Raw genomic sequence first — 21,952 nt, 5'->3', positions numbered from 1 at the left:
CGGTGGTGCGACGGACAACCGTCCATCACACCCCCGTGTTGTCCGCTTACGTTCTTCCGGCACGGGAGAACGTCACGCGAGAAACGCGAGAACGGGGGTGTGCTCATGCGGATCGGACTGCTGACCGAGGGCGGCTATCCGTATGCCGCCGGTGAGTCCGGGCTCTGGTGCGACCGGCTCGTCCGCGGGCTCGCCCCGCACGAGTTCGACCTCTACGCGCTGAGCCGCGACGCCCGCCAGGAGGCGGCCGGCCGGCTGCCGCTGCCGCCCAATGTGCGCGGCGTGTGCACCGCCCCGCTGTGGACCGCCGAGGACGAGACCCGCGGTCCCGGGCGGGCCCGCGGCCGCGGCTACGGGCGGCGTGACCGGCACCGCTTCGAGGCGGCGTTCCGGGAGCTCGCCGAGGGCGTCTGCGCCGCGGACGGGACCGACGGCACCCCCGGCACCCCCGCCACCGAGGACCGCGCCGAGCGCTTCGCCGCCGGGCTCTACGGACTCGCCGAACTCGCCCGCGAGAGCGGCGGGCTCGCCGCCGCGCTGCGATCCGAGTCCGCCGTCCGGGTCCTGGAGTCCGCCTGCCGCGCACCCGGCGCGCGCCGCGGCGTCGCCGCCGCCACCGTGGCCGACCAGCTCGCCTTCACCGAGCAGCTGGAGCGCGCCCTGCGCCCGCTCTCGCTCGACTGGTACGACGAGGAGGACGGCCCCGACGGCCGCTCCGGCGGCCGCGCAGGCGGCCCCGACGGCACGGCGGGCGGCCTCGGGCTCGTCGACCTCTGCCACGCCGCGTCCGCCGGCGCAGCCGCGCTCCCGGGTCTGCTGGCCAAACGCTTCTTCGGGACCCCGCTGCTCGTCACCGAGTACGGCGTCCAGCTCCGCGCCCACTACCTCGCCGCCACCGGCGCGCCCCTCACCACCCCCGTACGCGCCCTGCTCGCCGCCTTCCACGGGCGGCTCGCCGGCGAGGTCTACCGGCAGGCCGCGCTGCTCACCCCCGGCAACGCCCACGCCCGCCGCTGGCAGGAGAAGTGCGGCGCCGACCGGGCCCGGCTGCGCACCGTGCACCCCGGCATGGACGCCGAGCGCTTCGCCGAGGTCGGCGAGGACGAGGAGAGCGGCGACCCGACGACCCTCGCCTGGATCGGCCGGGTCGAACCCGCCAAGGACCTGGTGGCCCTGCTGCACGCCTTCGCCGAGGTGCGCCGGCGGCAGCCGGACGCCCGGCTGCGGATCATCGCCGCGCCGGTACGGGAGGCGGGCGCCGCCGCGTATCTCGCGCACTGCCGGGGTCTGGCCGAGCAGCTGTTCCCGGACGAGGCGGCCGGCGCGCACGCGATCGGCGAGAACCCCGTCTCCTTCGAGGAGCTCGGCGGTCCCGAGGCCCCCACCCTGGAGGAGGCCTACGCGGCCAGCGCCGTCGTGGTGCTCTCCAGCGTCGTCGAGGGCTTCCCGGTCGGCCTCGTCGAGGCCATGTTCTGTGCCCGGGCCACCGTCTCCACGGACGTCGGCGCGGTCGTCGAGGTCATCGGCGGCACCGGGCTCGTCGTCCCCCCGCGCAATCCCAAGGCCCTCGCCGACGCCTGCCTCGCGCTGCTGCGCGACCCGGAGCGGCGGCACCGGCTCGGCGCGGCCGCCCGCGCCCGCGCCCTGGAGCTGTTCACCGTGGAGCAGAACCTGGCGGCATTCCGCGGCATCTACCTCGAACTTCTCTCCCACTCGCCGGTCCGTCGCCGCGCCGGCAGCGGCGTGCCCTTCGCCCACCCGGCCGAGGCCCATGTGCCCGGCAGCTGGGCGGACCAGCCGGTCACCGCGGCGGCCGGTGCGGGAGACCCCGATGTCTGAAGGAGGCACCCCCATGCGCGGCCCCGCCGCCCCGACCAGCCCCGGCCCGTGGGACTCCCGCTCCGAGGCGCTGCTCAGCACCCCCGCCCCGGCGGCCGCGTTGCCGCCCGGCGGACTCGACCTGTCGGCCAGGCCGGTCGCAGCACCGGCACCCACTGCGGTGGCCCCGGCCGCCCCGGCCGAAGCGATTCAGCGGGCGGCGATCCAGCAGGCGCAGCACGCTCAGCCCGCGCCCGCGCCCGCGTCGCGGACCCGGCGCGGCCCCGCAGACCCGGTCAAGGCCCTGATGCACCGCCACCGCGAGCTGTGCGAACGGGCCGTGGACCCGCTGGAGATCGCCGCCGGCCTGGAGGCCCACGGCGTCACCGACCGCACCGCCGCCCGCTTCCGCCACCGGGACGTCTTCTCGCTCGCCGAGGAGCTGTACGCGCGCGTGCCGCGAGGGGAGGCCGCCATGTCCCGTACCGCGTCCGACCGGGCGGACGGGCCCGGACCCGGCAGCTGGGCGCTCACCGTGTGCGCGCCCGGCGCCGTCGCCGCCCTCGCCGCGCTCGGGCTCGCCCTCGGCACCGGCGGGCTGCGGCTCGCCGCCGGACTGCTCGGCGCGGCCGGTCTGGCCGTCGGGCTGTTCGTCGCCGTACGCCGCGGCCCGCTGCGCGTCACCGGAGGCCCCCCGACAGCGGCTCCCCTGTGGACGCTCGGACTGCTCGCGTACGCCGCGGCCGGGGACGGGCTGCTCGACCAGCTGCTGCGCGGCGGGCCGGACGCCGGTCCCGCCGTCGTCACCGCCCTCGACGGTCCGGGCGCGGCCGGGGACTGGGCGTTCGACACCGCGCCGCTGCTCGCCCTCGCCCTGTCCGTCGTGCCCGCCGCCTGGTGCGCCCGTCTCTTCGCCGTACGGGCCCGCCACCGGCTCGGCGCGAGCCGCGGCCTCGCCGACTTCGCGGCCGGCACCCGCCCGCTGCTGCTCGGCAGCGTCGCCCTGTACGTCGCCGCACTCGCCGGACTGCTCGCCCTCACCGGCTTCCACCCCGGCGCCCTCGCGCTCGGCGCGCTGCTCCTGACCGCCCGGCTGCTCGCCGTCCACGGCTTCGCCGAGACCGCGGCGAGCGCGCTCGGCGCCGTCTGCGCGGCGGAGGTCCTGGCCCTCGCGACCGTGCTCTCCGCCCGCGTCCCCGGCCTCGACCTCGTCGGCGCCCCGGTCCGCGCGCTCGTCGCGTTCGGCGGACCGGCCGCCCTGCCCACCCTGGTCTGCGGCTGCGCCGCCCTCGCCCTGCTCGCCCACGCCACCGAGGCCCTCTCCCGCGCCTCGGCCCACGCCTGAGCCCCTCGTCGTACGCCCCACCGTCGTACCCCCCACCCGACCGCGCACCCGCGGAGCCGACGCCGCGGGCGCGCCCGACACCTGAGACCTCCAAGGAGAAGAGAGACATGACACCCCGATTCCGCACCACGGCCGGTCGGCAGGAAGGGGCCGCACGATGAGGGTGCTGCTGCTCGGAGCCAACGGATTCATCGGCCGGTTCGTCGCCGACCGGCTGCTCGCCGACCCGGCGGTGCACCTCACCGCGCTCGGGCGCGGTGACGACGCCGACGTACGGTTCGACCTCGCGACCGGCAGTCCCGGCGCGCTCACCCGGTTCCTCGACGCCGTGCACCCGGGCGTCGTCGTGAACTGCGCGGGCGCCACCCGCGGCGGCGCCCGCGACCTGACCCGGCACAACACCGTCGCCGTCGCCACCGTCTGCGAGGCGCTGCGGCGCAGCGGCTGCGGGGCGCGGCTCGTGCAGGTGGGCTGCGCGTCCGAGTACGGGCCGAGCCAGCCGGGCTCGTCGACCGCCGAGGACGCGGTGCCGCGGCCCGGCGGCCCGTACGGCGTGTCCAAGCTCGCCGCGACCGAACTCGTCCTCGGCTCGGGCCTCGACGCGGTCGTGCTGCGGGTGTTCTCGCCGGTCGGCCCCGGCACCCCGGCCGGTTCCCCGCTCGGGCGGCTCGCCGAGGCGATGCGCCGCGCCATCCAGGCGGGCGACGGCGAGCTGAAGCTCAGCGGCCTCGGTGTGCAGCGCGACTTCGTGGACGTCCGGGACGTCGCCCGGGCCGTGCACGCCGCCTCGCTGTCCGCCGCCCAGGGCGTGGTCAACATCGGCACCGGCCGGGCGGTCAAGCTCCGTGACGCCGCCGCGGTGCTCGCCCGGGTCGCCGGCTACGCCGGGCAGCTGCACGAGGTCGACGGGCCGCCGCAGCGCCCGGTGATCGGTGCCCCGCGCACCGAGGCGACCATCGCCGAGCAGCTGGCCGCCGCGCCCTACCCGTACCCCGACGGCTGCGGGCCCTGGCAGCAGGCCGACGTCCGCACCGCCCGCGACCGGCTCGGCTGGCGCCCCCGGATCAACCTGGAGGAGTCGCTCGCCGACATCTGGATGGAGGCGGCATGTCGCATCTGACCGCGACCGGAACCGGCACCGGGACGGGCACGGTCACCGGGATGGGCGTGGGCGTTCCCGGATACGCCCACCCCCTCCTCGCGCCCGTCGAGTGGGCCGAGCTCACCCGCCCCGGCACGCCCGTCCACTGGGCCGTGCTCAATGTCGCCGAGGGGCCGGGCGCCCGGCCCGACCCGCACTGCCTGGAGGCGGCCGGCCGGCTGCGCAACGCCGGGGTCAGGGTGCTCGGGCATCTCGATCTGTGTCATGGCTCACGTCCGTTCGCCGAGCTGGTCGCGGACGCGCAGCGGTTCCTCGACTGGTACAAGGCGGACGGTTTCTACCTGGACCGGGCGCCCGCCGACCGGGCCGACCTGCCCGCGGTGCGGCGGCTCGCGGCGACCCTGGAGGCGCTGCGGGACGGCGAGGTGCACCTGGTCCTGGCGCACGGCACCCACCCGTACCCGGGCTACGCGGAGACGGCGGACCAGCTGGTCACCTTCTCCGGCGCCTGGACGGACTACCGCTGGTCGCAGGTGGCGGAGTGGACCGCCGACCACCCGGCGGGGAAGTTCGTCCACCTGGTGCACGGAGTGCCCAGGACCCACCTGGACGAGGCCCTGCGGATCGCCCGCTGGCAGGGGGCCGGGACGGTGTTCATGACCGACCGCCCGGGTGGTCCGGGACAAAGCGCGCCATTTCACTCGCTGCCCGGCTACTGGGACGAAATTGTCTCGCGTATCGGACGGGGTGTCTCGGAATGAGAAGGGGCGTGGCAGTGTTGTGCGGAGAACAAGCGTCTCCATGACATCCCGACCAGCTGTATTGATGAGGTCTCCGTGTCGCTGCCACCCCTGGTCGAGCCGGCTGCCGAGCTCACCGTAGACGAGGTCCGCAGGTACTCCCGTCACCTGATCATCCCGGATGTCGGGATGGACGGACAGAAGCGGCTGAAGAACGCCAAGGTGCTCGCCGTGGGCGCGGGCGGTCTCGGCTCCCCGGCGCTGATGTACCTGGCCGCGGCCGGTGTCGGCACGCTCGGCATCGTGGAGTTCGACGAGGTCGACGAGTCGAACCTGCAGCGCCAGATCATCCACAGCCAGGCCGACATCGGCCGCTCCAAGGCGGAGTCGGCGCGCGACAGCGTGCTCGGCATCAACCCGTACGTGAACGTGGTCCTTCACGAAGAGCGGCTCGAAGCCGAGAACGTGATGGAGATCTTCAGCCAGTACGACCTGATCGTCGACGGCACGGACAACTTCGCGACCCGCTACCTGGTCAACGACGCCTGCGTGCTGCTCAACAAGCCGTACGTGTGGGGCTCGATCTACCGCTTCGACGGCCAGGCCTCGGTCTTCTGGTCCGAGCATGGCCCGTGCTACCGCTGCCTCTACCCGGAGCCGCCGCCGCCGGGCATGGTCCCGTCCTGCGCCGAGGGCGGCGTCCTGGGCGTGCTGTGCGCGTCCATCGGCTCCATCCAGGTCAACGAGGCCATCAAGCTCCTCGCGGGCATCGGCGAGCCGCTGGTCGGCCGTCTGATGATCTACGACGCCCTGGAGATGCAGTACCGCCAGGTCAAGGTCCGCAAGGACCCGAACTGCGCGGTCTGCGGCGAGAACCCGACCGTCACCGAGCTCATCGACTACGAGGCCTTCTGCGGCGTCGTGTCCGAGGAGGCCCAGGAGGCGGCGCTCGGCTCCACGATCACTCCGAAGCAGCTCAAGGAGTGGATCGACGACGGCGAGAACATCGACATCATCGACGTCCGCGAGCCGAACGAGTACGAGATCGTCTCGATCCCCGGCGCCCGGCTGATCCCGAAGAACGAGTTCCTGATGGGCAACGCCCTCCAGGACCTGCCGCAGGACAAGAAGATCGTCCTGCATTGCAAGACGGGTGTCCGCAGTGCGGAAGTCCTCGCGGTCCTGAAGTCCGCGGGCTTCGCGGACGCGGTGCACGTCGGCGGCGGCGTGATCGGCTGGGTCAACCAGATCGAGCCGGAGAAGCCGATCTACTAGGCACAAGGCTGCGTGAGGGCCCCCGGACCTGCCTCAGGTCCGGGGGCCCTCGTGCGTGTCCGCTACGCGCAGGTCGTGCCGTACGCCGGGACCTTGCCGCCCGTCAGATACGCGTCGACCGTCCTCGTCACGCACGCCGCCGAGCCGTACGCGCCATGCCCCTCGCCCTTGTTGGTGACGAGCACGCCCACACCCTGGCCCAGGGCCTTCGCCATCCGCTCGGCGCCCTCGTACGGGGTGGCCGGGTCGCCCGTCGTGCCGACCACCAGGATCGGCGCGGCGCCGGGCGCGCTCACCGGCGTCGTCGTGGACTCGCCCTTCACCGGCCAGTCGGCGCACCAGCCGGCGGTGTCCCAGGCGAGGAAGGGGCCGAAGACGGGGGAGAGGCGGCGGAACTCCGGGAGCAGGGCCCGCGCCTGGTCGAGGGTGGGCCGCTCGGCGGAGTCGGCGCAGGAGATCGCGCGCTGGGAGTGCGACTGGGTGGAGTAGTGGCCGGAGGCGTCCCGGTCGTTGTACCAGTCGGCGAGGGAGAGGAGCTCGGCGCCGGAGCCGTTCTCCGCCTTGGTGAGCGCCGAGGTGAGCAGCGGCCAGTTCTGCTGCGCGTACAGCGGCATCACCACACCGGTCAGGGCGAGGGAGTCGTTGAGCTCGCGGTCGCCGACGGCGAGCGGCTGCCGGTCGAGCTTCTCCAGGAGCCGCACGATCCGCCGGGTGCCGGCCTCGGGGCTCTGGCCGGTGGACTTCAGATAGTTGTCGAGGGCCCGCTGGAAGCCGACGGTCTGGTTGCGGGCGTGGCCGACGGCGTCGGCGGTCGGGTCGACCACGGCGTCGAGCACCATCCGGCCCACGTTCTCGGGGAAGAGGTGGGCGTAGGCGGCGCCGAGCTGGGTGCCGTACGAGATGCCGAAGTAGTTCAGCTTCGCGTCGCCGAGGACCTGGCGGATCAGGTCCATGTCGCGGGCGGTGTTGCTGGTCGTGGTGTACGGCAGGACGGTGCCGGAGCGGCGCTCGCAGCCCTGGCCGAAGGAGGCGGCGTCGGCGCGGAAGGCATTCTCCTCGGCGGAGGTGTCGGGCGTGTAGTCGACCGTCCGCTCGGCCTTCGCCTGCTCCTTGTCGTCCCGGCACACCACGCCCGAGCTGCGCTGCACGCCGCGCGGGTCGAAGGAGACCAGGTCGTAGCGGCTGCCGAGGGCCGTGTACTCGGCGGCACCGCGCGGCAGTATGTCGACGCCGGAGCCGCCGGGCCCGCCGAAGTTGAAGAGCAGCGAGCCGAGCCGGGCGTCCTTGGCGCCGGCCTCCTTGCGGATCAGCGCGATCGGGATGGTCGGCCCGTCCGGCCTGGCGTAGTCGAGGGGCACCTGGACGGTCGCGCAGCGCCAGGCCGAGCCGGGGCGCTCACCGCCCTCGGGGGCGGTGCAGCGGCGCCAGTCGGGCTTCTGTCCGGTGAGCCGGGCGGGGAGCGCGGGCCCGCCGGGAGCGGTCGTGGAGGCCGAGGGCTTGGCGTCGCCGCGGGCGGTGCTCGGCGTGCCGCCGGTGCCGCCGGGTGCGGGGCCGCCTCCCGCTGCCGTACATCCCGTGGCCAGCACTCCCGCGAGAGCGAGGACCGCCCCCGTACGTATCACCGTGCGCACCCTGCGCCACCCCCTGGTCCGAGCCGGACCGCCATCCTAGGGCGGTGCCACCGACCACCGGTGGTCGGCTACGGGCAGACGGTTCCGGCCGCCGGGACCTTGCCGAGGAGGAGGTACGCGTCCGTCGCGGTCTTCACGCACTTGTCGCCGCTGCTGTAGGAACCGTGGCCCTGGCCCTTGTAGGTGAGTTCGACCCCGACGCCCGAGCCGAGGGCGTCCACCATGGCGCGGGCGCCCTCGTACGGGGTGGCCGGGTCGCCGGTGTTGCCGATGACGAGGATCGGGGCGGAGCCGGGCGCCGAGACGTCCGGGTGCTCCCAGGTGCCGGGCACCGGCCACTGGCCGCAACTGGCCAGCGCCCAGCCCATGAAGTCGCCGAAGACGGCGGAGGCCTTCTGGAACTCGGGGAGGCGCTCCTTGGCCTGCCCGAGGGTGAAACGCTCCTTGAAGTCCACGCAGTTGATGGCGGCGTTGGCGGCCTGGATGTTGCTGTAGGAGCCCTCCTGGTTGCGGCCGTTCATGGAGTCGGACAGGGCGAGCAGGAGCGCGCCGTTGCCGCCGTCGGCCTCGTCCAGGCCCTGTTCGAGATACGGCCAGAACTCCTTGGAGTACAGGGCCTGCGCGATGCCGTTGGTGGCCTGGGTCTGGGTGAGCTTGCGGTCGCCGATGCCCGCGATGGGCTTGGCGTCGAGCTCGGCGAGCAGCCCGGTGATGAACTCCTCGATCTCGGCGGGGCTGGAGCCGGGCAGCTTGCACTCGTCGGCGCGGTTCACGCAGTCCTGCGCGAAGTTGTCGAGCGCGAGCTGGAAGCCCTTCGTCTGCCCGAGGGCCCCGGCCTCCCAACCGGCCGTCGGGTCGACGACGGCGTCGAAGACCGCCCGGCCGACGTTCTTGGGGAACAAGTGGGCGTAGACGCCGCCGAGTTCGGTGCCGTACGAGATGCCGAAGTAGTGCAGCTTGTCGTCGCCGAGGACCCGGCGCATCAGGTCCATGTCGCGGGCCGCGTTCTCGGTGCCCAGGTACGGGAGCTGCTTCCCGGCGTTCCGGTCGCAGCCGGCCGCGTAGGTCTTCTGCGCCTCGGACAGGGTCTTCTCCTCGGCGCTGTCGTCCGGGGTGAAGTCCAGGGCGTAGTAGGCGTCGAGCTCCTTGTCGGTGGCGCACTCGACGGGCGCGCTGCGGCCGACCCCGCGCGGGTCGAAGGAGACCAGGTCGTAGCGGGAGCGCAGGGTCTCGAAGTCGGCGGCGAAGCCGGGCAGGCCGGTGACTCCGGAGCCGCCGGGGCCGCCGAAGTTGAAGACCAGGGAGCCGATCCGCCGGTTCGGGTCGGCGGCCTTGGCGCGGATCAGGGCCAGGTCGACGGTCGGGCCGTCGGGCTCGGCGTAGTCGAGCGGCGCCGTCATGAAGGCGCACTCCCACGGCGTCCCGCCGGGCAGCGGCGTGGGGGCGGGGCCGCCGCCCTCCGCCGGCGACGGCGGCAGGCACGCGGACCATTCGAGCCGCTGCGCCGCGAGCCCGTCGAGCCCGGTGGGTCCGCTCGCCTCGGGGGCCGCCTTCCCTCCGTCGTCGGAGCACCCGGCCGTCGCGGTGAGCAGGGCGGTCGCGGTCAGGAGGGCCGCGCACCGGGCGGTGCGCTGGGCGGCGGAGATCGGCATGATCCCATGCTCGCCGCAGCCGCCCGCGCCCGCGCGAGACGCTCACCCAAGCGGGTGGCCCGCCCCGTCCGGGTGCCTCTCGGTCGCGGCCCGGCGCGCAGGCGGGACTTTCGACACACGCCCTAGCTCAGGACGGGGCGGGGCACGGTCTCCCGGAGCTCGTCCTGGTACGGGAAGCTCCCGGGCGCGTACGAGCACCAGGGGTCGGCGGCCAGCGGGTCACCGGTGGTCGCGTACGCCCGGGAGCGCGAGCCCCCGCAGACCGTCGCGAACTCGCACGCCCCGCACTTCCCGCCGAGCCGCTCCGGGTCCCGCAGCGAGCGGAAGAGATCCGACTCCCGGTAGATCCACGGCAGTTCCTGATCCCGCACGTTCCCGGCGGACAGCGGCAGGAAGCCGCTCGGGTGCACCTCGCCCGTGTGGGAGACGAAGACGAAGCCGCGCCCGGAGGAGACGTCCATCGGGGGCCGGCGGGCCGTGCGCCGTTCGCCCTCGAACAGGCCGAGGTCCACGGCCCGTTCGGTCAGCCGCGCGTGCAGCGGGCCGAGCGCGGGGCGCTCGCCGCGCCGGGCGAGCACCGCCCGCTGGAGGGCGACCCGCCGGAAGTGATGGCCCTCGGTGGTCTTCACCGGCATCATCGCGCCGAGGTCGTACAGGAAGTGCAGCACGTCCTCGCACTCCTCGGCGGTGAGCGCCCCCATCGCACCGGCCCGGCCGGTGGGCACGAGCAGGAAGCCCGACCAGAGCATGGCGCCCTCGCGGCGCACGAGCGCGGCGATGTCGGCGAGGTCGGGCAGGCTGTGCCGGCTGACGGTGGTGTTGATCTGCACCTTCAGGCCGAGTTCGCGGGCGGTCCGCCAGCCGTCGAGGGTGAGGTCGAAGACGCCGGGGACGCCACGGAACGTGTCGTGCCGTTCGGCGGTCGAGCCGTCGAGGGAGAGCGAGAGGGCGACCGCCCCGGCGTCCTGGATCCGGGCGAGGTGGTCCCGGTCGAGGGTCGGCGTCCCGGACGGGGAGACCGCGACCCGCAGCCCGATCCGGGTGCCGTACGCGACGAGCCGGGCGAGGTCGGGCCGCTGGAAGGGGTCGCCGCCGGTGATGACGAAGAGCGGGGCGGGCTTCCCGAAGGAGGCGATCTGGTCCATCAGGCGCCGGGCCTCCGGGCCGTCCAGCTCGTACGGGTTCCGGTTCGGGACGGCCTCGGCCCGGCAGTGCAGACAGGCGAGCGGGCAGGCCCGGGTGGACTCCCAGATGACCAGGAAGGGCCGCTCGTCCACGGACTGCCGCGGCCTGCGGACGAGCGTCCGCCCGGCGGTCCGGCCCGCCCCCGCGGTCACACCCGCTCCCAGCCGCGCTTCGGCGCCCGGTTCGCGAGCCCGCCGGGGCGCCGCTTCCGGTAGACCACGAAGGGCCGGAAGAGGTACCGCACCGGCGCCGTGAACATGTGGACGAGCCGCGAGTACGGGATCAGCGCGAAGAGCGCGAGGCCGAAGAGGATGTGCACCTTGAACGCGAGCGGCGCGCCCGTCATCAGGTCCCAGTCCGGGCTGAGCGCGAACAGCGACCGGAACCACACCGAGATGCCCTCGCGGTAGTTGTAGTCGTCCGTCTGCCCGGTCGAGTTGAGGATCGTGGCGAGCAGCCCGAGCGTCATCGCGCCGAGCAGCACCGTGTACATCAGGTGGTCGCTCTTCAGCGTCGCCTTCCGCACCGCCGGCACCGAGAACCGCCGGTACACGAGGATGGCGATGCCGGTGGCGGCCGCGAGCCCGGCGAGGGAGCCGGTCGAGACGGCCATCAGGTGGTACGCGTGGTCGCTCAGCCCGACCGCGTCCGTCCAGGACATCGGGATCAGCAGGCCGACGACATGCCCCATGACGACGAAGAACATGCCGAAGTGGAACAGCGGCGAGCCGATCCGCAGCAGCCGCGACTCGTGCAGCTGCGAGGAGTGGGTGGTGATGCCGAAGCGGTCGTAGCGGGCCCGCCAGACCAGGCCGGCGACCAGCACCGCGAGCGTGACGTAGGGCAGGACACCCCAGAGCAGCAGATCCATCAGACCGGTGTCCTTTCGACACGGTTTCCGGGAGTGGGGGCGGGAGCGGGAGCGGGAGCGGGACGGGGCGCGGGATGCGGCGCGGGAGCGGTCGGCCAGGGCAGGTCCGTGCCGCCAAGCCCGAAGGGTTCGAGTCCGACCAGCTCACGCGGCGGGCCCGAGCGGGCGAGCGCCTTCGCCTCCTCCTTGGTGGCGGGCGAGGGGCCCGGCAGGGTCGCGCACACGGCCTCCACGACCCGGGTGTACGGCGTCCCGGCGGCGTCGAGCGCGAGCCGCAGCAGCTCCAGACCGGCCCGGTGCCCCTGGAGCAGCTCGGTGCCGGGGCCGGGGCACTGCCCGGCGAACTCCAGCGCCACCGGCAGGAAGTCGGGCAGCTCCTCGCTCTCGAACTCCAGGCCGTGCTCGCGATACGTGCGCTTGATGTCCACGAGGGAGAAGCCGCGCCGCCGGGTGTCGCCGTCCGTCCACCAGGTGAGGTAGAGGCAGCGCCGGTTCCGGGTGTCGAAGGTGTCGGTGTAGTGCGCGGCCAGGTCCAGGGGCTCGGTGCGCTCCACATGGTCCAGGAACTCCAGGAGCCCCTCCCCGCCCCGTACGCCCGCCAGGGCCCCGCGCAGCAGCGGGAGTTCCTCGTACAGACGCTCGTCCGGGTACGTCAGGCAGCGCGCGGCGACCAGCCGTACCACCGCGTCCGGAGTCACCGCCGGGGTCGACGCGTCCGACGTCGCCGTGTGCCGGGTCATGACTTCCTCCTCGTACGGCCCAGGTTGAGCATGACCCGGCCGCCGCCCGCCTGGCCGGCGACCGGGCAGCCCTCGTCCGGGCCCTCGTCCAGGGGGTGGCTGTCGGCGAGCGCGTCCGCGTCCGCGCGGGCCGCGGTCGGGATCACGTACCGGTCCTCGTACTTGGCGATGGCGAGCAGCCGGAACATGTCCTCCATCTCCGCGCCGGTGAGCCCGACCGCCTTCGCGACCGTCTCGTCCTTCTCCTCGCCGAGGTTGACCGCCCGCATGTAGGCCCGCATGGCCGCCATCCGGCGCAGCACCGCCTCCACCGGGTAGGTGTCACCGGCGGTGAGCAGCTCCGCCAGGTACTCCACCGGGATCCGCAGGGCGTCGATCGCGCCGAAGAGGTTCCCGGCGTCCTCGCCGTCGCTGCCGGTGGCGGCGACCGCGTCGACCACGGGGGAGAGCGGCGGCACGTACCAGACCATCGGCATCGTGCGGTACTCCGGGTGCAGCGGCAGCGCCACCTGGTAGGTCGCGATCAGGTCGTACACGGGGGAGCGGCGGGCCGCGTCCAGCCACTCCTCGGTGATCCCGGACGCCTTCGCCGCGGCGGCGACCGCCGGGTCGTCCGGGTCGAGGAAGCACTCCAACTGGGCCGGGTAGAGGTCGTGTTCGTCCTCGACGGCCGCGGCCTCGGCGACCTTGTCGGCGTCGTACAGCATGACGCCGAGGTAGCGCATCCGGCCGACGCAGGTCTCGGAGCAGATGGTCGGCATGCCGACCTCGATGCGCGGGAAGCAGAAGGTGCACTTCTCGGCCTTGCCGGTGGCGTGGTTGAAGTAGACCTTCTTGTACGGGCAGCCCGTCACGCACATCCGCCAGCCGCGGCACTGGTCCTGGTTGACCAGGACGATGCCGTCCTCCTCGCGCTTGTACATCGCGCCCGACGGGCAGGCGGAGACGCACGCCGGGTTGAGGCAGTGCTCGCAGATCCGGGGCAGATAGAACATGAAGCTCTGCTCGAACTCGAAGCGGATCTTCTCCCCGACCTGCTTGCGCACCTTCTCGACCAGCGGGTCCTTGGGCCCGTGCTCGGGCGCGCCGCCCAGGTTGTCGTCCCAGTTCGGGCCCCACTCGACCTTGTCGAGCGGCTCGCCGGTGACCTGCGAGACGGGCCGGGCGACCGGGATGTCGTCGCCCGCCGGCGCCTCGGTGAGGTTCTTGTACTCGTACGTCCACGGCTGGTAGTAGTCGTCCAGCTCCGGCAGCTCCGGGTTGGCGAAGATCTGCCCGAGCCGCTTGAGCCGCCCGCCGGCCCGCAGCCGGAGCCTGCCCGTACGCGTTCTCTCCCAGCCGCCCTTCCACCGCTCCTGGTCCTCCCAGCGGCGCGGATACCCCTGCCCGGGCAGCGTCTCGACGTTGTTGAACCAGACGTACTCGGTGCCCTGCCGGTTGGTCCACGCCTGCTTGCAGGTGACCGAACAGGTGTGGCAGCCGATGCACTTGTCGAGGTTCATGACCATCGCGACCTGTGCCATGACCCGCATCTCAGTACTCCACCTTCTGGTCGCGGCGACGGATCACCGTCACCTCGTCGCGCTGGTTGCCGGTCGGGCCCAGGTAGTTGAAGGCCCAGGTCAGCTGGGCGTAACCGCCCACCAGATGCGTCGGCTTGAGCATCACCCGGGTGAGCGAGTTGTGGATGCCGCCGCGGCGGCCGGTCTTCTCCGTCTTCGGCACGCCGACCGTGCGCTCCTGCGCGTGGTTCATGTAGACCGTGCCGGGCGGCATCTTGTGGGAGACGATCGCGCGGGCGGTGACCACGCCGTTGCGGTTGACGGCCTCGATCCAGTCGTTGTCCCTGACCCCGATCGCCTCGGCGTCCTGCGGCGACATCCAGATCGTCTGCCCGCCCCGGCCGAGCGTCATCATGTACAGGTTGTCCTGGTACTGGGAGTGGATCGCCCACTTGTTGTGCGGGGTCAGATAGCGGACCGCGACCTGGCGCCCGTCCGTGGAGCCGACCTCGGGCTCCCCGTACAGCCGGTGCATGTCCAGCGGCGGCTTGTAGACCGGCAGCGACTCGCCGACCTCGTGGATCCAGTCGTGGTCGAGGAAGAAGTGCTGGCGCCCGGTGAGGGTGTGCCAGGGCTTCAGCTGCTCGGTGTTCACGGTGAACGCGGTGTAGCGGCGCCCGCCGGACTCGCTGCCCGACCACTCCGGCGAGGTGATGACCGGGACGGGTCTGGCCTGCGTGTCGGCGAAGGTGATCCGCTTGCCCTCGGCCTCGGCCGCGAGGTGCGCCATCTCCTGCCCGGTCCGCTTCTCCAGCTTCTCGAAGCCCTGGGTGGCGAGCCGCCCGTTCGACGTGCCGGAGAGCGAGAGGATCGCCTCGCAGGCGCGCTGCGCGGTGTCGAGCCGCGGCCGGCCGTCGGCGACCCCGCCCCGTACCCGCCCGTTCTTCTCGCCGAGGTACGCGACCTCCTCGTCGACGTCGAAGGTGATCGCCTTCGTCGTCACCCCCAGCCTGTCGACGAGCGGGCCGAGCGCGGCGAACTTCTCGCCGACCGCGCCGTAGTCGCGCTCCACGACCGTCAGGTTGTACATGCTCTGGCCCGGCACCGGCGGGCACTCGCCCTTCGACCAGTCGAGGGCCACACCGCCCGGCTGCGCCATCTCGCCGCCCGCCGTGTCGTGCTGGAGCGCCGTCGCCACCAGGTCCTTGCGGATTCCCAGGTGTTCCTTGGCCAGCTCGCCGAAGCGGCGGGCGAGCGTGAGGAAGGCGTCGTAGTCGGAGCGGGCCTGCCACGGCGGGTCCACGGCCGGGGTGAAGGCGTGCAGGAAGGGGTGCATGTCGGTGGACGACAGGTCGTGCTTCTCGTACCAGGTGGCGGCCGGGAGCACGATGTCGCTCATGAGCGTCGTGGACGTCATCCGGAAGTCCATCGAGAGCAGCAGGTCGAGCTTGCCCTCGACGTCCGCCTCCGGCGTCCGCACGTCCCTCGGGGTGCTGCGCGGCCCGTCGGACGGCAGGTTGGAGTGGGTGCCGAGCAGGTGCTTGAGGAAGTACTCGTTGCCCTTGGAGGACGAGCCGAGCAGGTTCGCCCGCCAGACGTTGAGCACCCGCGGCCAGTTCTGCGGCGCGTCCGGGTCCTCGCCCGCGAAGCCGAGCGTGCCGTCCTGGAGGGCCTTCACGGTGTCGCCGACCGGGTCGGCCTGCGCGCCGAGCTCCAGCGGGTTGCGGTCGAAGGTCGGGTACGAGGGCATCCAGCCCATCCGGGCCGCGGCCGCCAGGCAGTCCGCGCCCGTCATGCCCTCGAACCGGCCCTCGCCGAGCGGCGAGGCGAGCGATTCGGCCGGCAGCGTGTCGTACCGCCACTGGTCGGTGTGCAGATAGAACCAGCCCGCGCCGATCATGTGCCGGGGCGGCCGGCCCCAGTCGGAGGCGCTCGCGAGGGTGGCCCAGCCGGTCACCGGCCGGCACTTCTCCTGGCCCACGTAGTGGCCCCAGCCGCCGCCGTTGCGGCCCTGGCAGCCGGTCATGGTGAGCAGGGCGAGGAAGGCCCGGTAGATCGTCTCCGAGTGGAACCAGTGGTTGGTGCCCGCGCCCATCAGGATCATGCAGCGGCCGTGCGAGCGCTCGGCGGTGTCCGCGAACTCCCGGGCCACCCGGGCGGCCTGGGCGGCCGGGACCGAGGTCAGCGTCTCCTGCCAGGCCGGGGTGCCGGGCTGCGACGCGTCCTCGTACGAGGCGGGCCACTCGCCCGGCAGACCCGGGCGCCCGACGCCGTACTGCGCGAGCAGCAGGTCGTACACCGTGGTGACCAGCGGTCCCCCCTCGGCGAGCCGCCGCACCGGGACGCCGCGGCGGAGCACCGCGCCCTCCTCGTCGAAGCGGGGCAGCAGCACCTCCGCGGACCCGCCCTCCTCCAGGAGGGAGAGCCGCGGCCGTACGTCCCCGAGGTCCAGGTTCCAGTCGGGCTTGCCGTCCGTGCCCCAGCGGTGGCCGAGGGTGCCGTTCGGGACGACCGGCTCGCCGGTCGCGTCGTCGATCAGGACGGTCTTCCACCGCGCGTGCTCGGTGTCCGAGGCCTCCGTGCCGAGGTCGGCCGCGGTCACGAACTTGCCCGGGACCAGGCCCCGTTCGGTCTCCGCGAGGGTGATGAGGAACGGCAGGTCGGTGTAGGTGCGCACGTAGTCCGCGAAGAACGGGGTCTCGCGGTCGACGAAGAACTCCTTCAGGACCACGTGCCCCATCGCCAGCGCGAGCGCCCCGTCCGTGCCCGGGTGCGGGTGCATCCACTCGTCGGCGAACTTGGTGTTGTCCGCGAAGTCGGGGGAGACGGTGACGACCTTCTGGCCCCGGTAGCGGGCCTCCGTCATCCAGTGCGCGTCCGGCGTCCGCGTCACCGGCACGTTCGAGCCCCACATCAGCAGATAGGCCGCGTCCCACCAGTCGCCCGACTCCGGTACGTCGGTCTGGTCGCCGAACACCTGCGGCGAGGCCACCGGCAGGTCCGCGTACCAGTCGTAGAACGACAGCATCGGCGCGCCGATGAGCGAGTGGAAGCGGGCGCCGGCGGCGTGCGAGGCCATCGACATCGCCGGGATCGGCGAGAAGCCCGCCACCCGGTCCGGACCGTGCTCCTTGATCGTGTGGACGTGCGCCGCGGCGGCGATCTCCACCGCCTCCTCCCAGCTCGACCGCACCAGACCGCCCTTGCCGCGGGCCTGCTGGTAGGTGCGCCGGCGCACCGGGTCGCGCTGGATGTCCGCCCAGGCCAGCACCGGGTCCCCCAGGCGCTTCCTCGCCTCGCGGTACATCGTCAGGAGCGTGCCGCGCACGTACGGGTAGCGGACCCGGGTGGGGGAGTAGCTGTACCAGGAGAAGGAGGCCCCGCGCGGGCAGCCGCGCGGCTCGTACTCCGGGCGGTCCGGGCCGACCGACGGATAGTCGGTGGCCTGGGTCTCCCAGGTGATGATGCCGTCCTTGACGTACACCTTCCAGCGGCACGAACCGGTGCAGTTGACGCCGTGCGTCGAGTACACGACCTTGTCGTGGCTCCAGCGGTCCCGGTAGAAGGACTCGGCCTCGCGGCCGCCGGTGCGGTGGACGGTCCGCAGGTCCTCGGAGACCTCGTCGCCGGCCGCGGCGGCGAAGAACCTGCCCGCCCGCAGGAGGGTCTCGGCGGGATCCGGCCTGTGTTGCACGTCAGACTCCTTCACGACGGTCCACGAAGGCGCACGGCCGCCGACAGGAGGATGGGGTGGCGGCGTGGTGAACGCGTTCGGTACCTGACAGTAGGACCGGCACGGTGCCGCACCACCGGGCCTTAGGTCCCGAGGGGCGGTGACCAAATCCCGTACTTGTCCCGGCAGATGGCATGTGAGTCTGGGACCGTGAGCACAGCAGGACGATGGATCCCGAACCAGCACGGCGCCTGGGCGATGCTCGCCGTCCCCTACGCGGCCGGCGTGCTCCTCGGCGACCCCACCTGGACCCAGATCCCGCTGTTCGCGGCCTGGCTCCTCGCCTATACGGCCGCCTTCCACGTCCAGCAGTGGCTACGGCTCCGCCGCCTCTCGCGCAATCCGCGCGCGGCCGCCCGGCACGTGCGCCCGGCGCTCGTCCTCGGCGGCCTGTGCGCGGCGGTCGGGGTGCCGCTCGCCGTCGCCGAGCCCTGGCTGCTGCTCGCGGCGGCCGCCATGGCGCCCTTCCTCGCGGTCAACGCCTGGCACGCCCGGATCAACCGGGAACGCGCCCTGCTCAACGGCCTCGCCGCCGTCGTCCCCGCCTGCGGGATGCTCCTCGTCGCCCTGCGCCTCGGCGGGGGCACGCTCGCCGAGGGCCTCGCCCCGGCACTCGTGTGCCTGCTCTACTTCGCCGGCACCGTGCCGTACGTGAAGACGATGATCCGCGAGCGGAAGTCGCAGACGTACAAGAGGGGATCGATCGCCTACCACGCGGCCGCGCTGATCGCCGCGACCGCGCTGAACCCCTGGCTCGCCCTCCCCTTCGCGGTCTACCTCGGGCGGGCCGCGCTGCTGCCCGGGCGGGGCCTGAAGGTGGCGGTGGTGGGCGCGGTGGAGGTCGGCTGCTCACTGCTGCTGCTCGGCTTCGTGGTGGGGGTGTACGGGTAGGGGCGGCGCCGGTCGTACGGGCGGGCCGGCCCGCCCGTACGGGGTGCGAGGCCTGGGCGTACGGGAAAGGGCCCGCGCCGTACAGACGGCCGGGCCCCTTCCCGTAAAGCAGCCGCAACGGCTAGAGCAGCTCCCGCTTGGTCAGCCAGTTGAAGCACAGCCAGCCCGGCAGCACCGGCAGCCACAGCGTCAGGAGGCGGTAGAGCAGCACGGCCGGGGTGGCGACCTCGAAGGGCAGGCCCACCGCCACCAGACCGAAGGTGAGCGCGCCCTCGACCGCGCCGACACCACCCGGCGTCGGCGCCGCCGACCCGATCGCGTTGCCGGCGAGGAAGACGACGGCCACGCTCGCGTAGCTGATCGTGGCGCCGCCGTGCCCGAAGGCGCGGATCGACGCGTCCAGGCAGAAGACGAAGGCGCCGGTGAGCAGCAGCATGCCGCCGATGCCGGTGGCCAGCTTCATCGGCCGCTGGAGCACGTCCAGCATGCGCGGCACCACGCCCGCGAACAGCGAGCGCAGCCGGGTCGACACGAACTTGCGCATGAACGGGATCGCCGTCACGACGAGCACGAGCACCGCGACCGTCAGCAGACCGCCGATCACCGTCCTGGACGGGGTGAAGGAGGGCGACTTCTCCGTCCCGGTGAGATAGCCGAAGGCCAGCAGGAGCAGGATGTGAGCGCCGAGGCCGAACAGCTGCGAGGCGCCGACGCTCGCCACCGCGAGCCCCGGGCGCACACCCGCGCGCTGGAGGAAGCGGGTGTTGAGCGCCACACCGCCGACCGCCGCCGGGGCGACGATCTTCACGAACGAGCCGGCGACCTGTGCCGCCACCGTCCGCCAGAACCCGACCCGCTCCGGCACGAAGCCGAGCAGCGCCATCGCCGCCGCCACATAGCTGAGCGCCGAGAAGACGACGGCGGCCGCCACCCAGGCCCAGTCGGCCTGGCTGATCGTCGAGAGCGGGGTGCGGGCGATCTGCGAGAGCAGGAAGTACGCGGCGACCGCACCCGCGATGAGCGAGACCAGCGTGCGCGGCTTGATCCGCTCCAGACGGACCGGCTCCACCGGCGCCTGCGGCCGGATGAGCAGCACCTGCTGGCGGATCTGCGCGAGCAGGTCCTCCTCGCGGGCCTCGTCCAGGGCCGAGTCGAGCGCCCGCTTCTCGGCCTTCTTGTCGGCCTGCTTCTCCGCCCGCGCCGCCTTCCGGTCGGTCTCCAGGTTGGCCTGCGCCCGCGCCTCCGCCCGGGCCTGCTTGGCCGCCTCGGAGGCCGCGAGCACCGCCTCGCGCTCCCGCTTGGAGCGCTCGCGGGCCAGCCGGCGCAGCTCGGCGCGGGTCGAGCGGCTGAGCGCGATCGGCTGGAGGAGCGGCAGACAGGCGGCGATGGCGTCCGGGCCGAGCACCTCCACGGCCGCCGCGACCGCCCGCTGCGCCCCGACCCGCAGACCGAGGGTGGTGAGCAGCTGCGCGATGTCCATCCGGAGCACCAGATCGCCCGCCGCGATCTCGCCGCCGCGAAGATCGGTCAGGATCACCTTGCCGGAACGATCCACCAGAATCGCGTCCCCCGCGAGCCTCCGGTGCGCGATCCGGCGCGACTGGAGCGCCTTCACCTGACGCCAGGCGCTGCGCACCAGGTCGTCGGTGATCTCCTCGTCGTCGAGCGAGTCGAGGGTGCGGCCGCCCAGGTGCTCGTACACGAGCATCACGGCGTCCGGGCCGAGCTCGGAGGTGGCGATCAGCTTCGGCGCGTTCGCGCCCGCCGCGATCGCCGCGTACGCGAGCAGTGCCTCCTGCTCCAGGGCCTGGCGCAGCGAGACGATCGAGCGGCGGGTGGTGATGGTGCGCAGGGTGAGGCGCCGCCAGGCCCGGTAGAAGAAGCCGTGCGCCTGCTGCTCGCGGTCGACGACGGTGACGTCCAGCGGCGGCCCGTCCTCCAGGGTCACGATGTAGCGCCGCCCCCGGTCCCCGCTGTCCTTGTCGGCCGAGTCCGGCACGCCCTCGGCGCGCAGCGCCGTCACCGGCCGGAAACCGACCCGGCGCAGTCCGGCGAGGAGGGTCTGGCCGGTCGGCCGGACGTTCGGCGAGCCGACCGCGTACAGCGTGCCGTACGCCACGGTCCAGCCGATGAGGACCGTGAGGATGATCGAGAAGGCGGTGGTGTAGCCCGCGACGAGCATGGTGAACGCGTCGAGCAGCAGCACCACCCACAGCACCACCCGCCAGCGCGGCCGCCGGGCCATGCCGACGGCGGTCATGTACGCGATGACCGGCGCGAGGTAGTTGTGCACGGGGTCGGTGAGCCCGCCGCCGGACTGCGGCTGGGTCAGCGCGTCCTGGATGGTGCCGGGCGCGGCCTGCGCCACCCACAGGTCCGTGGCGAGGGTCACGCCGTGCGCGAGGACGGCGGCGAGGACGCCGTCGGCGATGCGCAGCCCGTCACGTTTGACGAGCCGCTCGATGGCGAAGGCGACCGGGACGAGCAGGACGGCGATGGACGACACCAGACCGGCGATCTTGACGAAGACGTCCGGGGCGCCGCCGGCGCCCTTGTTGATGTCCTGTTCGAGGCCGGAGGTGGTGCCGTGGGCGAAGGCGGCGATGGCGAGGACCAGGGCGATGGCCAGGATGCCGATCAGCAGCCGCATCAGGTCGGACGGCCGGTGCACCCGCGCGGCGAGCAGCGGCTCGTCGCCGGACACGCGCTCGGGAGCGCGCTCCGGCGGGCTGTCGTGCGCCATCACCACCATGTCCGTCTCTGCGTGCTGTGCCGTGGGGCCGGCTGTGGGCCCTGTCGTCGGTTCTGCCATCGGTTCTGCTGTGGGTTCCGCTGTCGTCGTTACGTTTTCTTGATCTCGTATCACCAGTCACCGCCCGGACGATGGTGGCACGAAGAGAGCCCGTTCGGAGGTATCAGGTCGTTGTCGGTGGGGTGAGGCAGGATGGGCCGAATGGAGACGCAGGAGCTGCCCGAGCTGCCCGAGTATGCGGAACGGGTCCTTCAGGTCGCGGAGGAGATCCCGCCCGGCCGCGTGATGACCTATGGCGACGTCGCGGAATGGCTGGACGAGGGCGGTCCCCGGCAGGTCGGCCGGGTGATGGCACTGTACGGCGGTTCCGTGCCGTGGTGGCGCGTGGTGCGCTCGGACGGGGTGCTGCTGCCGGGCCACGAGCGACGTGCGCTCGGTCACTACCGGGCGGAGGGCACGCCGCTGCGGCAGCCGGCGGGGGGCGGGGCGCTGCGGGTGGACATGCGGCGGGCGCGGTGGGACGGGGGTACGGCGGAGGCGGAGCCGGAGGCTGTGACGGGGTGAGGGCGCGTGGGCGGCTGAGGGTGCGTGGTGTCGGGGGCGCCACACCCCGGATCCCGCCGGGAATCGCGTAACGTCGAGGGTCGCGCTCCTCACCGGAGTACTCCTCGTATCGCACGAGCACCGACACGACAGACCCAGCAGCAGGACCGGC

General features: G+C 73.2%; 15 protein-coding genes. 7 read left to right on the top strand and 8 right to left on the bottom strand.

What is annotated here, in order from left to right; all coding sequences use genetic code 11:
• Nucleotides 1-105 precede the first annotated feature (105 nt).
• The 5 genes from AB0C73_RS04740 to moeZ all read left to right on the top strand — a co-directional run bounded on the left by AB0C73_RS04740 (nt 106) and on the right by moeZ (nt 6,280).
• Nucleotides 106-1,839, top strand: coding sequence for a DUF3492 domain-containing protein (locus AB0C73_RS04740; protein WP_362524547.1), 1,734 nt, complete (start codon nt 106-108; stop codon nt 1,837-1,839).
• A gap of 13 nt (nt 1,840-1,852) precedes the next feature.
• Nucleotides 1,853-3,163, top strand: a complete 1,311-nt coding sequence (locus tag AB0C73_RS04735; RefSeq protein ID WP_362524544.1) for a hypothetical protein — start codon at nt 1,853-1,855, stop codon at nt 3,161-3,163.
• Nucleotides 3,164-3,320: 157 nt separating this feature from the next.
• Nucleotides 3,321-4,283 (top strand): NAD-dependent epimerase/dehydratase family protein, encoded by a 963-nt coding sequence (locus AB0C73_RS04730; protein WP_265866630.1) that lies wholly within the window; start codon nt 3,321-3,323, stop codon nt 4,281-4,283.
• Nucleotides 4,271-5,026: a spherulation-specific family 4 protein gene (locus AB0C73_RS04725; RefSeq protein WP_362524541.1), complete on the top strand. Its 756-nt coding sequence runs from the start codon at nt 4,271-4,273 to the stop codon at nt 5,024-5,026. Before AB0C73_RS04730 ends, AB0C73_RS04725 begins: the two co-directional genes overlap by 13 nt.
• A gap of 75 nt (nt 5,027-5,101) precedes the next feature.
• A complete protein-coding gene (gene moeZ / locus AB0C73_RS04720) occupies nt 5,102-6,280 on the top strand; it encodes an adenylyltransferase/sulfurtransferase MoeZ (protein WP_265866628.1) in 1,179 nt (392 codons plus the stop codon).
• 62 nt (nt 6,281-6,342) lie between these two features.
• Here the strand turns inward: moeZ and AB0C73_RS04715 are convergent, their stop codons facing one another.
• From AB0C73_RS04715 to AB0C73_RS04685, 7 genes are all read right to left on the bottom strand, one after another.
• Nucleotides 6,343-7,911, bottom strand: coding sequence for an alpha/beta hydrolase (locus tag AB0C73_RS04715; RefSeq protein WP_362524538.1), 1,569 nt, complete (start codon nt 7,909-7,911; stop codon nt 6,343-6,345).
• Between the two features lie 68 nt (nt 7,912-7,979).
• Nucleotides 7,980-9,563 carry an alpha/beta hydrolase gene (locus AB0C73_RS04710; RefSeq protein ID WP_362524535.1) on the bottom strand — a complete coding sequence of 528 codons (1,584 nt, stop codon included), beginning with the start codon at nt 9,561-9,563 and terminating at the stop codon, nt 7,980-7,982.
• A gap of 122 nt (nt 9,564-9,685) precedes the next feature.
• On the bottom strand, nt 9,686-10,900 hold the full coding sequence (locus AB0C73_RS04705) for a TIGR04053 family radical SAM/SPASM domain-containing protein (RefSeq protein ID WP_362524533.1): 1,215 nt from the start codon (nt 10,898-10,900) through the stop codon (nt 9,686-9,688).
• Entirely contained in the window at nt 10,897-11,619 is a 723-nt protein-coding gene (narI, locus tag AB0C73_RS04700) for a respiratory nitrate reductase subunit gamma (RefSeq protein ID WP_362524531.1), read from the bottom strand. The genes AB0C73_RS04705 and narI overlap by 4 nt, the downstream gene beginning before the upstream one ends.
• Nucleotides 11,619-12,359, bottom strand: coding sequence for a nitrate reductase molybdenum cofactor assembly chaperone (narJ, locus tag AB0C73_RS04695; RefSeq protein WP_362524528.1), 741 nt, complete (start codon nt 12,357-12,359; stop codon nt 11,619-11,621). Before narJ ends, narI begins: the two co-directional genes overlap by 1 nt.
• The gene (narH, locus tag AB0C73_RS04690) at nt 12,356-13,891 is read right to left on the bottom strand and encodes a nitrate reductase subunit beta (protein ID WP_362524525.1); all 1,536 of its coding nucleotides are present in this window, start codon (nt 13,889-13,891) and stop codon (nt 12,356-12,358) included. Before narH ends, narJ begins: the two co-directional genes overlap by 4 nt.
• A gap of 1 nt (nt 13,892) precedes the next feature.
• Nucleotides 13,893-17,555 (bottom strand): nitrate reductase subunit alpha, encoded by a 3,663-nt coding sequence (locus tag AB0C73_RS04685; protein ID WP_362524522.1) that lies wholly within the window; start codon nt 17,553-17,555, stop codon nt 13,893-13,895.
• A gap of 189 nt (nt 17,556-17,744) precedes the next feature.
• Here AB0C73_RS04685 and AB0C73_RS04680 point away from each other — a divergent pair, with 189 nt between their 5' ends.
• Nucleotides 17,745-18,485, top strand: a complete 741-nt coding sequence (locus AB0C73_RS04680) for a YwiC-like family protein (RefSeq protein WP_362524520.1) — start codon at nt 17,745-17,747, stop codon at nt 18,483-18,485.
• Nucleotides 18,486-18,606: 121 nt separating this feature from the next.
• On the opposite strand, the gene AB0C73_RS04675 is transcribed toward AB0C73_RS04680, so the two are convergent.
• The gene (locus AB0C73_RS04675) at nt 18,607-21,237 is read right to left on the bottom strand and encodes a flippase-like domain-containing protein (protein ID WP_362524744.1); all 2,631 of its coding nucleotides are present in this window, start codon (nt 21,235-21,237) and stop codon (nt 18,607-18,609) included.
• Between the two features lie 192 nt (nt 21,238-21,429).
• Here AB0C73_RS04675 and AB0C73_RS04670 point away from each other — a divergent pair, with 192 nt between their 5' ends.
• Nucleotides 21,430-21,801, top strand: coding sequence for an MGMT family protein (locus tag AB0C73_RS04670; RefSeq protein ID WP_362524518.1), 372 nt, complete (start codon nt 21,430-21,432; stop codon nt 21,799-21,801).
• Nucleotides 21,802-21,952 lie beyond the last annotated feature (151 nt).

It is taken from the genome of Streptomyces sp. NPDC048623 (genome assembly GCF_040650755.1).
Lineage (GTDB): Bacteria > Actinomycetota > Actinomycetes > Streptomycetales > Streptomycetaceae > Streptomyces.
This window is presented reverse-complemented; position numbering and strand designations above follow the sequence as displayed.